Below are 12,004 nucleotides of genomic sequence, written 5' to 3' on the forward strand. Positions count from 1 at the left end.
CCGCAACCACCGAGATCGGGGCACGTGCAGCCGGGGGGCGATTCGCCGCGTCAGGCCACTTTTTCAGGGACGCAGCAGCTCATGGACGAGAGTGCGGGCACTCTCCAGGACGGAGGTATTCGTGCTAGCATGGTGATTTTCATCACCCGCTGAACCAGACGCGAAAATGCTCACACCCGGCCCGGGAGCGAACTCCTGGCATGCGTGATCGGGCACGACCTCGACGACCGGCCCGGTGCCGCGGTCGGCGAAGTAGGTGTCCACGTACCGGTCGATGCTCATGGTCCGCAGGATAGTCGGCCCCGGCACGGAACACCGGGACGGCCATTCGGGAGTGTTGCGCGGATGGTCGGCGGCCGCGCCCGGCGGGACGTGCGGGACGTGCGGGCCGGACACCCCACGGCCACCACCTGCGCCCCTCCGGGGGCGTGAGGTGGGCGTTTCCGGCGGGAGCACAACAGCAAAAGCGCGCCGCGGGGCATTCCACACGGAAGATCCTGCGGCACGCCGGGGAAGTTGGTGCGCCCGGTGGGACTTGAACCCACACGCCCTAGGGCACTGGAACCTAAATCCAGCGCGTCTGCCAGTTCCGCCACGGGCGCATACGAAAAAAGAGTGTACAACGTGCCCCGCCCGCCCCTACCACAGCCCGCCCTCCCGGTGACTCCAACTTTTTATGGACAGGGGGTATCCTTGTCATTTGTGAGCGATATGAACGTCCAAGGCAGGCGGAAGAAGAGGGTGCGGACCTCGCACATCGTTTTCCTCGCGCTCGCGGTCCTGGCAACCTTCGCGCTCGCCTGGTGGCAGTGGACCCGGTTCCAGGCCGGCTCGGGCACCTTCCAGAATCTGGGGTACGCCTTCCAGTGGCCGCTGTTCGGCGCCTTCTTCGTGTTCGCCTACCGCAAGTACCTTGAATACGAGAACGAGATGATCGAGGCCGAGGAGAACTCCGACGATCCGGACTTCCTCTACGAGGCGGACAAGGCCGAGTTCGGGGACCGGGTCACCGAGCTTCCCGCGGATTTCCTCCCGCAGCGCCCCACCCTCGACGTCGCCACCTTCAACGAGATCAACACCCCGCGCCGCGGCCGTGACTCCGAGACCAACCGGTCCGTGCGCGACGACACCGACACCACCGGAGACACCACTTCATGACCCCGCAGACCACCCCGACCGCCCCGAAGATTCACCCCCAGCGCAAGAAGCGCGTGCGCACCGCGCTGAACATCTTCTCCGTCACGGCGTGGATCACGGGCGTGTTCCTCATCCTCCTGGTCATCCGCATGATCATGGAGTACCTCCTCCAGGTGGACCTGCCGGCCTGGGCGACCATGGTCGCCATCTTCCACGGATGGGCATACATGGCCTACCTGCTGGCGACCCTGAATCTGGGACTGAAGGCGCGCTGGAAGCCCGTCGTGTGGTTCACCACCGCGATCTCGGGCGTGGTGCCGTTCCTGTCCTTCTTCATCGAGAACAACCGCCGCCGGGAGGTCGTGGAGAAGTTCCAGCTGGACCGCCCCTGACAGGACGCCGCCGCTCCGCGGCATTCCGGAACGTGACGACCCCGGTATCCCCTTGACGGGTACCGGGGTCGTCACGTTCCGGAGGACGGCGCCAGCACCGACCGGAACGCAGCCCCTTCCACCGTGCCCGCGGGACAGTCGTCCCAGGGGCGGCAATGCCAGGGACATCTTCCCCACCCCCGCCAACCCCTCACTTGAATCACAAGCTGCAATAAACATTTTCTCAGGATATTCTTACCAGAAACTGTTGTCTGCATCATCCAATCAACACCGAGAGGGAGAATCACCGTGGGGAAGCAGTACTTCGTGAGAGGGTCGGCCCGCCGGACATGGATGTTGGCGGTCCCGGCCCTGGGACTGTCCGCCTTCATCCTGGCCGGATGCACACAAGTCAGCGAGGCCGGCGCACAGGACGGGGACACGGGAGAGGGGACCGGCGTGGTCTCCCTGGCCCCCGCGCACGGTGGGATCCAGGGCGGCAACCTCGTCCTCGTGGATACCGGCGAGGGAACCGAGGAGCCGGTCACCGCCCAGTTCGGCGACACCGGCGTCGAGTGCGAGTTCGACGACAAGTCGGGCCGGCACGCCTGCATCGTCCCCGCCCGTGAGGTGCCCGGCACCGTCGACGTCGCCCTCAGCACGAACGGGGTTCCCCTCGCCGAGACCACGTCGTACACCTACACGACCGACGGCTCGCAGGACATGCCCGTCCTGACGGTGGACACGGAGACGGTGCGGGGGCACGCCGAGGTGGTCCGGGGCGCCTATCCCCCCGGCGTTCAGCTGGGTGCCGTGCTGAAGAACGGTGCACCGGTGGACGTGTTCGGTCAGGTGATCGACGAGGCGGCCGCGCCCGAGTACTTCTTCGTGCCGAAGCTGGATGACGCAATCGCCCTCCGGGACGCCGGCATCGAGTCGAAGATCGCCGTCATGTACGTCTCCCAGATCGAGGACATCCCGCTGATGCTGCACTACGACATCGAGGCGACCGCCGCGAACCTCGCGTGGGTCGAGGAGGCCGAGGAGATCGTGTCGCAGTCCGACGGCACGCTGCGCGTCCACCAGTGGATCGACACCGGCCTGGGCCGCGAGGGCGTGACCCCCGACGAGGCGCTTCCCCTGGCGCGCGCGATCGAGGAATCCGAGAACCTGGAACTGGTGGGCATCGCCACGCACTTCTCCACCATCACGGAGAACGACGCCGAGGCCATCGAGAACAACGACGCCACGAACACCACCGTGGCCCAGAAGAACCGCTTCGACACCGCGGTCGCGGAGATCCGGGATGCGGGCCTGGGCCAGGACGCCCTCATCCACGCCGGCGCGAGCGACGTGCTGTACAACCAGATCGAGCCGCTGTTCTACGACCTCATGCGCATCGGCGGCGCATTCTTCGGCGGGTTGGACGTCGAGGACCGGGTCTACTCCTGGACCACGGAGCTCGAGCAGATCAAGACCCTCCCCGCCGGTTGGTGCATCGACTACGACTGCACTGACCCGACCGAGGAGCCGATGAAGGTGGGCCTGGTCAACCACATCCCGCGCCGCGAGACCAATGTGGTGTTCACCATCCGCGGTCAGGAGGTCCCGGTCGTGCTCCACCACGGCACGGTCGTGACGCTGGATCTGTCGGCGGTTCCGGATGCGGAGGTCGGCGACGTGGTCGACATGGACTTCGACCCCAACACCTACTTCATGCTCGACGGCACCGCGCCACTGCCGGTCACGACCGACTGGTGACGAACGCCGCGGCGGGGCGCACCGCCGCGGGAAGACCCCTGTCCGGGGCACCGGGCGCCCCGGTTCTCCCCTACTTCCCCGCCAGCTCCGCGATCACCGGCACCAGCCGGGCGAGCGCCTTGCCGCGGTGGGACAGCGCGTCCTTCTCCCCGGCGGACAGCTGCGCCGAGGAACGTCCCGCGGCCCCCTCGGCGTCCTCCTCCGCGGGGACGAACAGCGGGTCGTAGCCGAAGCCGTTCTCCCCGACCGGTTCGCGCAACAGGCGTCCCTCCCAGCGGCCCTCGGCGACGTGCTCGGCGCCGTCGGGGGTGACCAGGGCGCACACGGAGACGAACGCGCAGCCGCGCCGCTCATCCGGGACGTCCCCCATCTGGGCCAGCAGCAGATCGTTGTTCGCGGCGTCATCGCCGTGACGGCCCGACCAGCGCGCGGAGAGCACGCCGGGCATGCCGTTCAGTTCCTCGACGGCCAGGCCGGAGTCGTCGGCCACGGTCACGAGCCCGGTCTCGCGGGCCCCGGCGCGCGCCTTGATCAGCGCGTTGTCGGCGAAGGTACGGCCGTCCTCGACCGGCTCGTCGTAGGCGGTGACGCCCGACAGGGGCACCAGCTCCACACCGTCGACGCCGTGCTCGGCGAGGATCCGCTCCAGTTCACGAAGTTTCTTGGCGTTGTTCGACGCCATCAGCAGCCGCATGCGCCCTAGACCCCCAGCGCAGCCTTCTGTGCGGCGATGAGTTCCCGGCAGCCCTTCTCCGCGAGGTCGAGCATCTCGCCCAGCTCCTCGCGTCCGAAATCGCCCTGCTCGCCGGTGCCCTGGATCTCGACGAACTTGCCGGCCTCGGTCATGATGACGTTCATGTCCACCTCGGCACGGGAGTCCTCCTCGTACGGCAGGTCGAGGCACACGCGGCCGTCGATCAACCCGACGGAGACAGCGGCGACGGGCGGCAGCAGCGGGGAACCGGGGACCACACCGCGGGACTTCAGGACGGAGACGGCGTCGGCGAGCGCGACGTACGCGCCGGTAATGGCGGCGGTGCGGGTGCCGCCGTCGGCCTGGAGGACATCACAGTCGATGTTGATGGTGTTCTCGCCCAGCTGGGACAGATCCACCGCGGCGCGCAGGCTGCGGCCGATCAGCCGCGAGATCTCGTGGGTGCGGCCCTTGACCTTGCCGCGCATGGACTCGCGCGGCATGCGTTCGTGGGTGGCGGCCGGCAGCATCGAGTACTCGGCGGTCAGCCAGCCTTCGCCGGAGTCCCGCTTGAAGCGCGGCACGCCCAGCTCCACGCTGGCGGTGCACATGACGCGGGTGTTGCCGAACTCGACGAGCACGGAGCCGGCGGGATTGGAGGTGAAGCCGCGGGTGATGCGCACGCTGCGCAGCTGATCGGTGGCGCGGCCGTCGGCGCGTTCAAAAGTGGAAGTCATGACCTCCACGCTACCGCGCCCCGTTGGAGACACATGCCGGTGCCCGGCATCCGGTCCTGTGGAGCTGGGGCTGGCGCGCAACCGCGCCAGGCCACTCAGGTACGGCTGTGCGTCGTGCACCGGTCCCCTGCTCCCGTCAGACCTCCAGGACCATACCCGGGGTGCCCAGCTTGATCGGCCCGTCGTACTCGGCCCGCGCGGCGGCGACGGTCTCCTCGGCGTCTCCCCACGGCGGGATGTGCACGAGCAGCAGCCGCTTCGCCCCGGCCAGCCGCGCGAGGCGGCCGGCCTCCGCACCGGAGAGGTGCATTCCGCCCGGGCGGCCGGAGTCGCTGGCCCCCCAGGTGGCCTCGCAGACGAAGATGTCGGCCTCGCGGGCGCAGTCGACCAGCGAGTCGGACCAGGAGCTGTCGCCGGAGTAGGCGATGGTCTTGCCGGTGGTGTGCTCCTCGACGCGCAGGGCGTAGGCCTCGACGGGGTGGACGGCCCTGAAGGGCGTGATGCTCACGCGGTCGATGATGTGCTCCTGCCCCAGTTCCCAGGGGGAGAAGGCGAAGGTGTCGGAGAAGTCGTCGATCTCGGTGAGGTCGTCGGAGCTCAGATCCCCCAGGTGGGTGATGGTGTTCGACGGGCCGTGGCACAGGTGCCGGCTGGTGGCCGCGGCGGTGGGGTGCCAGCGGCGCCAGACCACCAGCGAGGGGAAGTCGAGGCAGTGGTCGGCGTGCAGGTGGGAGAAGACCACGTGGGCGTCGCTGGGGTCGTGGACCTCCTGCAGGGCGGCCAGTGTGCCCGGGCCCAGATCGAGGACGACGCCGGGCGAATTGTCCACGGTGACGAGATACCCGGAGGCGGGGTTGCCCGGGGCACCGACGCTTCCGGAGGAGCCGAGGATGGTCAACTTCATGACGCTACTGTGCCACGGCCCGGGGCTTTTTTCGACCGTAACAGGCGGAAAAAGCCGGGAAACTCACCATCCGGCGATCTGGTGGACGTCGATCACACCGGGGCCGAGGAAGCGCTGCGCGAGCTGGGCGAAGGCCAGCGGGTCACCGGTGGACTCGAAGACGCGGACCGGTTCGGGGTGGAGCCGCGGGTCGGCGAGGAGGTCGCGTTCGGAGAGCACGCGCAGCACGTCCTTGGCCGACTCCTCCGCCGAGGAGACCAGGGTGACGTGGTCACCGACGGCCAACTGGATGACGCCGGAGAGCAGCGGGTAGTGGGTGCAGCCGAGCACGAGCGTGTCGACGCCCGCGGCCTGCAGCGGCTCCACATAGGCCTGCGCGACGCCGAGGATCTGGCGGCCGGAGGTGATGCCGCGCTCGACGAAGTCGACGAAGCTCGGGCAGGCCTGCGCGTGGACCTCGACACCCGGGTTGATGGAGAACAGGTCCTGGTAGGCGCCGGAGTTGATGGTGCCGGTGGTGCCGATGACCCCGACCCTCCCGTTGCGGGTGGTGGCCATCGCGCGGCGCACGGCCGGCTGGATGACCTCGACGACGGGCACGTCGTAGCGCTCGCGGGCGTCGTGCAGGAACGCCGCCGAGGCGGTGTTGCACGCGATGACCAGCATCTTGCAGCCGCGTTCGACGAGTTCGTCCGCGATCCGGGTGGCGTGGCCGCGGACCTCCGCGATCGGCAGGGGGCCGTAGGGTCCGTGCGCGGTGTCGCCGATATAGATGATGGACTCGTGCGGCAGCTGATCCATGATCGTCCGAGCCACGGTCAGACCGCCGACCCCCGAGTCGAAGATGCCGATCGGGGCGGCGGGATCGGTGGCGGGGACAGCGGGTGCGACGGCGGGCTCAGACACGCCCACCATGGTAGTCCCGGGACGGCCGGATCAGGGGTCCGAAGTCCGCTCGGGGCCGTGCCCGCCGCCTCTCTTCTCCCCCTCCTGTTCTTTCTGCGGCCGCAGTCCGACGACGATCTTCTTCATCGCCTCGCCGACCTGGTGGCTCTCCTCCGGGGTGAGGTGGTCGAAGAAGAGCCGGCGTACCTCCCGGACATGCCCCGGGGCGGCGGCGCGGATCAGATCCCAGCCGGATTCGGTCAGTTCGGCGAAGGTGGAGCGGCCGTCGGCCGGGTCGGGTACGCGGCGGACCCAGTTCTGGTTCTCCAGGCGGGTGACCACGCGGGAAAGATGAGAAAGTGTCATGTCCGACTGCGCCGCAAGTTCGCTCATGCGCAGCCGGCCGTCCTCCGCCATGGAGATGCGGGCCATGGCGAAATAGTCGTAATGGCTGATGCCGTGATCGCGTTTGAGCTGGGCATCGAGTCGGGTCGGGAGCCAGACGTAGAAGGACCAGACGTTGAGCCAGGTCTCGGTCTCCTCGTCATTGAGCCACTGCAGGTTGTCGTCGTTCACGCGGCACATGTTACGCGAAAATCTAAGAAAGTTTCTTAAAGTTTACTTAGGTGTTACGTCAAGAGACGCTGCCGGTTCCCTGTGGGGCCCCTGTGCCACCCCCGTTTCCGCCCCCGCCACCCTACCCCAGGCGGCCGATGAAGCCCTCAGCGACCCCGCTGCAACCGCTTCTGTTGCCGCTTCGCGCGCAGCGCCGGCGGGTCGTCGGAGGTGATGAACACGCCGGCGCCGAATCCGCCGACCGCGCCGAACAGGTGCGCCTGCCAGGAGATCCCCTCCGCGCCGGGCAGGACCCCCCACACCAGTCCGGAGTACGCCATGCCCAGGAACACGCCCACGACGATCTGCCCCAGGCTGCGGTTGAAGATGCCACGCACGATCAGATAGGCCAGCCACCCGTACACCAGTCCGGAGGCGCCGATGTGGTTGGTGCCGACCCCGCCGAGCAACCACACGCCAGCCCCGCCGACGACGACCACGACGGCGGTGACCTCCCACCACACCCGGGCGCCGGACATGCCGATGAGGAAGCTGAAGATCGCACCCGGCACCGTGTTGGAGATCAGGTGCCCGAAGCTGCCGTGCAGCAGCGGCGCCGTGAAGATCTGCCAGAGGGCGCCCGGGTCCAGCGGGTGGACGCCGAAGAAGGTCAGCAGCCCGCCGAAGGCGAAGGTGTTGACCAGGTGGACGGCCCAGATGACGATGACGTAGCCGGCCGCGAAACTCAGGCCGGTGCGCACGCGGTGCCTCACCGTCCGTTTCGCCTCACTGCGGGCCGGGGCCATCGACGCCGGAAAGCCCTGGGGCCGGGGGTGCGGATTCTGGAAGCTCATGGTGCACCCCAGATTAGCGGGAGCGGAACCCCGGCGCCGTCAGCCCACCGCGAGTTCGCGGTAGGTGCCCAGCCCGAACCCGGGGTCGGCCTGCACCACGGCGTCGACGATCGCCGCGGCCACGACCTCGGCGGCGGCCGCCCCCAACCCGTGCAGCGTGGCCACCTCGACGCCGTGGGCGCGTTCGGCGGTGGACAGGACGAAGAGCGTGTCGCCGTCCAGCGGCGAGTGCGCCGGGTGCACCGCGCGGGCGATGCCGTCGTGCCCGACCATCGCCAGGCGCCTGGCCTGCGCCTTCGTCACCGGCGCGTCGGTGGCGACCACCCCGATCGTCGTGTTGAGCTTCGCCTCCGTGCGCTCGAGTGCGGCGAAGCGCCGCGGGTCGACGGGCGCGGGCGTCGGGTCGCCGTGGAAGCGGCCGGTGACGGCGTCGATGACCTCCCCGACCGGGTTCGCGACCACCCCGGCGGCCACCGTGTACTCCCCCACCCGTCGGGAGGCCTGGCCGAAGCCGCCGCGCAACACGCCGGCGGTGGCCCCGCAGCCGGCGCCGACGCTTCCCGACGCCCGGTCGTCCCCGGCCGACAGTGCGGCGCGGGTGGCGGCGGCGCCGTCGGCGGCGGTGGGCCGGTGGGCGGCGTCACCGACGAGCAGGTCGAAGATGACCGCGCCCGGCACGATCGGCACCCGTGGGCCCGGCCGGTCCTCGCCGAAGACGGGGAAGCCGTGGCCGGCGGCCTCGAGGGTGGACATCACGCCGTCCGCGGCAGCGAGTCCGAAGGCCGACCCTCCGGCCAGGACGACGGCGTGGACGCGCTCGACGGTGTTGTGCGGTTCCAGCAGGTCGGTCTCCCGCGTACCGGGGCCGCCGCCGCGCACATCGACGGAGGCGGTGGCACCCACCCGGGAGCGGGCGAGGACGACGGTCACCCCGGTGTCGCCGAGCCCCGCATGGCCGACGCCGAGGCCGGGGACGTCGACAAGCGAGCCACGCCCCGGGGCCGTCATTGCCCCATCATGGCGTTGAGCAGGCTGTCCTGGTTGAAGGCCAGCCACTCGACCAGACTGTCACGGTCCTCCTGCGCGCCCTCCCCGCCGGCGATCTCGCCTGCGGAGACGTAGAGGCGCAGGTCATTGAGGCCGGAGATGAAGGCGTGGGCCTCCTCCTCGCTGAGACTGATCTCCACACCGCCGTCGGGGCCGACGGCCTGGCCGATGATCTGCAGGTGGGCCAGCTTCTCGCGGCAGATGTCGTTTTCGTGGAGACTGCGCATCAGCGAGTTCTCGCCGTCGAACTCCTCGTCGCCCTCACGGGCGAAATCGGGCAGCAGACGCGCCAGGGAGGGATCCTCCGGGGTGTCCTTGTGGCCGGAGGAGATGCCGGTCAGCTCGGCCAGCTCATCCTTCGGGGCGGACTGCGCCCGGGCGATCAGGGCCTCCGAGACGGTGGCGGTGAGATCGCCGAGCACCTCACGCTCCATCGGCTCGAGCACGGTGGTGTACTTCGCGGCCCGCATCAGGCCCTTCTTCTTCCGCCACGCCTGCATACGCGCGTCTTCCTTTCCTAACTGGACTGCTGCATCGTGGCCCACAGGCCCGCGGTGTGCAGCTTCTTCACGTCGCCCTCGACCTTGTCGCGTTCCCCCGAGGAGACGACGGCCTTGCCCTCGGTGTGGACCTGCATCATCAACTCGGTGGCACGCTTGCGGTCGTAGCCCAGGACCGTCTGGAAGACGTACGCCACGTAGCTCATGAGGTTGACGGGGTCGTCCCACACGATGCACATCCACGGCAGATTCTCGGCCGTGGAGACGTCGACCTCGAGGGCTTCGTCGAGCTCCGGGGTCGCCATCGGCGAACCCATCATCTGAGCGTGGAATGGACCGTTCATGTGATTCAGCCTAGTCAACCTTGTCGTTCGTGTGTAGGCGCCCCCGGCCCGCCCCTGGAAACTTGTCCCGGAAACAGCTGCGGCCCAGTGGTGATCACCGGCCGGACCAGGTAGCTTCGTTACCAATCTACTCCGAGCCGACCGCCCCCGCGCCGGTCCCCCTCGGCCGCGGGGAGGTCTCCTCCGGGGCGACGGACGACGCGCACGACAGGCCGGACCCCACCGACAGGCGCCGTCAGACGCCGACAGCCATCGACATCCCCGGAGGACGTGAACCGCATGCCCGGATTCCTCAGTGACCCGGTAGCCGCCATCCGTGACCTTCTGCCGCGTCTGACGGCCCTGATGACGGTCGTCTCCCTCGTGTGGGCGGTGGTCGCGGGTCTCGGTGGCTCAACACCGCCCGCCCCGGAGCCGGACGATGACGTACCCGGTGCCGAGCTACCGGACTACCAGCAGCCGCCACTGGAGGTGCAGGAGGAACTCGAGACCATCCGCACCGATCTCATCCAGGCCGTCCTGGAGCTGCGCCACGGCGAGGGCGTGCCGCCCGTGGTCACCGACGGGAACCTGCAGATCGGTGCCCAGCACTGGGCCGAACGCAACGCCGTCCTCGGCCGGGAGGACAACTCCCCCGCCAATGTGGCGATGGTCCAGGCACACCTGCCGATCGAGCAGGCCTCCGGTCACACGCTCCTGGATCAGTGGCTGCACTCGGGGCCGCACACCGCCGTGCTGATCGATCCCGCCCACACCGTCCGTGGCGTCGGTCTCGCCCACGGCCACGGTCAGGTGTGGGCCGTCGTCCAGTTCTCCGCCTGACACGGTGAATTAACGGTGAACTAAGGTGGTCGGTGTGACTTCCCCTCAGGTGTCCTCGCTGCCCCAGAATCGTTCCACGTCGTTGCTCACCGACAAATATGAGCTGACGATGCTGCAGGCCGCCCTCCGTGACGGCACGGCGCACCGGAAGTGCACCTTCGAGGTGTTCTCCCGCCGGCTGCCGAATGAGCGCCGCTACGGCGTGGTCGCCGGCACCGCGCGCGTCCTGCGCGCCGTGCGTGACTTCGTCTTCACGGAGGAGCAGCTGGCCGACCTGGACTTCCTCGACGAGGAGACCCTGGCCTTCCTACGCGACTACCGCTTCACCGGCCAGATCGACGGCTACCGGGAGGGCGAGCTCTACTTCCCCTACTCCCCCATCCTCACGGTGCGCGGCACCTTCGCGGAATGCGTGATCCTGGAGACGGTGATCCTGTCGATCATGAACGCCGACTCCGCGGTCGCCTCGGCGGCCGCCCGCATGGTCACGGCAGCCGACGGCCGCCCGATCATCGAGATGGGTTCACGCCGCACCCACGAGTACGCGGCCGTCTCCGCCTCCCGGGCCGCCTACCTGGCCGGGTTCGTGGCCACCTCCAACCTGGAGGCCGCCCACCGCTACGGCATCCCCGCCTCCGGCACCTCCGCCCACGCCTGGACGCTGCTGCACATCAACGAGGACGGCACCCCGAACGAGGCCGCCGCCTTCCGCGCGCAGGTCGAGACCCTCGGCGTGGACACCACCCTGCTGGTGGACACCTACGACATCACCCGCGGCGTCGAGACCGCCATCGAGGTCGCCGGACCCGAGCTCGGCGGGGTGCGCATCGACTCCGGTGACCTGGGCGTGCTCACCCAGCGGGTGCGCCGCCAGCTCGATGAGCTGGGTGCCCACAACACGAAGATCGTCGTCTCCTCAGACCTCGACGAGTTCGCCATCGCGGGTCTGCGCGGCGATCCCGTCGACGGCTTCGGCGTGGGCACCTCCGTGGTCACCGGCTCAGGCGCGCCGACCGCGGGCCTGGTGTACAAGCTCGTCGAGGTCGACGGCCACCCGGTGGCCAAGCGCTCCCGCGGCAAGGCCATGACCGGTGGCACCAAGTCCGCGCTGCGTGCCTACCGCGCCACCGGCGTCGCCGTCGAGGAGATCGTCCACCCCTTCGGCACACCGGCCCCCGACGTGGGACAGCTGACCGCCACCGCCCTGACCGCCCCGCTCATGCGCGACGGCCGGATCGTCGAGGGCCTGCCGACCCTGGACGAGTCCCGCGACCACCTGGCCGCCCAGCTGATCACCCTCCCGTGGGAGGGCCTGGCGCTGTCCCGCGACGAGCCCGCGATCAACACCCGCTTCGTCGGTTTCGCCGACAGCAACCGCGAGCCGGCGCACTAG

General features: G+C 69.2%; 15 protein-coding genes and 1 tRNA gene. 5 read left to right on the forward strand and 11 right to left on the reverse strand.

What is annotated here, in order from left to right:
* Positions 1-63 precede the first annotated feature (63 nt).
* Positions 64-282: a hypothetical protein gene (locus tag A605_RS11685; RefSeq protein ID WP_027004257.1), complete on the reverse strand. Its 219-nt coding sequence runs from the start codon at positions 280-282 to the stop codon at positions 64-66.
* A gap of 235 nt (positions 283-517) precedes the next feature.
* Positions 518-602: transfer RNA gene (locus tag A605_RS11690), tRNA-Leu, on the reverse strand.
* A 109-nt stretch (positions 603-711) separates the two neighbouring features.
* On the opposite strand from A605_RS11690, the gene A605_RS11695 reads away from it, so the two are divergent.
* From A605_RS11695 to A605_RS11705, 3 genes are all read left to right on the forward strand, one after another.
* The gene (locus A605_RS11695) at positions 712-1,158 is read left to right on the forward strand and encodes a membrane protein (RefSeq protein WP_042440156.1); all 447 of its coding nucleotides are present in this window, start codon (positions 712-714) and stop codon (positions 1,156-1,158) included.
* A complete protein-coding gene (locus A605_RS11700) occupies positions 1,155-1,529 on the forward strand; it encodes a DUF3817 domain-containing protein (protein WP_015401722.1) in 375 nt (124 codons plus the stop codon). The genes A605_RS11695 and A605_RS11700 overlap by 4 nt, the downstream gene beginning before the upstream one ends.
* 288 nt (positions 1,530-1,817) lie before the next feature.
* Entirely contained in the window at positions 1,818-3,269 is a 1,452-nt protein-coding gene (locus tag A605_RS11705) for an alanine racemase (RefSeq protein WP_211208977.1), read from the forward strand.
* Positions 3,270-3,339: 70 nt separating this feature from the next.
* Here the strand turns inward: A605_RS11705 and A605_RS11710 are convergent, their stop codons facing one another.
* The 9 genes from A605_RS11710 to clpS all read right to left on the reverse strand — a co-directional run bounded on the left by A605_RS11710 (position 3,340) and on the right by clpS (position 9,750).
* A complete protein-coding gene (locus tag A605_RS11710) occupies positions 3,340-3,963 on the reverse strand; it encodes a non-canonical purine NTP pyrophosphatase (RefSeq protein WP_015401724.1) in 624 nt (207 codons plus the stop codon).
* 5 nt (positions 3,964-3,968) lie between these two features.
* Complete coding sequence (gene rph, locus A605_RS11715; protein ID WP_027004256.1) at positions 3,969-4,700, reverse strand: ribonuclease PH; 732 nt, start codon at positions 4,698-4,700, stop codon at positions 3,969-3,971.
* A 136-nt stretch (positions 4,701-4,836) separates the two neighbouring features.
* Complete coding sequence (locus tag A605_RS11720) at positions 4,837-5,604, reverse strand: MBL fold metallo-hydrolase (RefSeq protein WP_015401726.1); 768 nt, start codon at positions 5,602-5,604, stop codon at positions 4,837-4,839.
* A gap of 63 nt (positions 5,605-5,667) precedes the next feature.
* Positions 5,668-6,519, reverse strand: a complete 852-nt coding sequence (gene murI / locus A605_RS11725) for a glutamate racemase (protein ID WP_015401727.1) — start codon at positions 6,517-6,519, stop codon at positions 5,668-5,670.
* A gap of 21 nt (positions 6,520-6,540) precedes the next feature.
* Complete coding sequence (locus tag A605_RS11730) at positions 6,541-7,074, reverse strand: MarR family winged helix-turn-helix transcriptional regulator (protein WP_042440157.1); 534 nt, start codon at positions 7,072-7,074, stop codon at positions 6,541-6,543.
* 137 nt (positions 7,075-7,211) lie between these two features.
* Positions 7,212-7,850: a rhomboid family intramembrane serine protease gene (locus A605_RS11735; protein ID WP_042440158.1), complete on the reverse strand. Its 639-nt coding sequence runs from the start codon at positions 7,848-7,850 to the stop codon at positions 7,212-7,214.
* A gap of 87 nt (positions 7,851-7,937) precedes the next feature.
* Positions 7,938-8,906, reverse strand: coding sequence for a P1 family peptidase (locus tag A605_RS11740; protein ID WP_015401730.1), 969 nt, complete (start codon positions 8,904-8,906; stop codon positions 7,938-7,940).
* Positions 8,903-9,445 carry a DUF2017 domain-containing protein gene (locus A605_RS11745; RefSeq protein ID WP_015401731.1) on the reverse strand — a complete coding sequence of 181 codons (543 nt, stop codon included), beginning with the start codon at positions 9,443-9,445 and terminating at the stop codon, positions 8,903-8,905. Before A605_RS11745 ends, A605_RS11740 begins: the two co-directional genes overlap by 4 nt.
* A gap of 17 nt (positions 9,446-9,462) precedes the next feature.
* The gene (clpS, locus tag A605_RS11750; RefSeq protein ID WP_034990608.1) at positions 9,463-9,750 is read right to left on the reverse strand and encodes an ATP-dependent Clp protease adapter ClpS; all 288 of its coding nucleotides are present in this window, start codon (positions 9,748-9,750) and stop codon (positions 9,463-9,465) included.
* A 318-nt stretch (positions 9,751-10,068) separates the two neighbouring features.
* Here clpS and A605_RS14860 point away from each other — a divergent pair, with 318 nt between their 5' ends.
* Both A605_RS14860 and A605_RS11760 read left to right on the forward strand, forming a co-directional pair.
* A complete protein-coding gene (locus A605_RS14860; RefSeq protein ID WP_015401733.1) occupies positions 10,069-10,611 on the forward strand; it encodes a CAP domain-containing protein in 543 nt (180 codons plus the stop codon).
* Between the two features lie 34 nt (positions 10,612-10,645).
* On the forward strand, positions 10,646-12,004 hold the full coding sequence (locus A605_RS11760; RefSeq protein ID WP_425277934.1) for a nicotinate phosphoribosyltransferase: 1,359 nt from the start codon (positions 10,646-10,648) through the stop codon (positions 12,002-12,004).

Source organism: Corynebacterium halotolerans YIM 70093 = DSM 44683 (assembly GCF_000341345.1).
GTDB lineage: Bacteria > Actinomycetota > Actinomycetes > Mycobacteriales > Mycobacteriaceae > Corynebacterium > Corynebacterium halotolerans.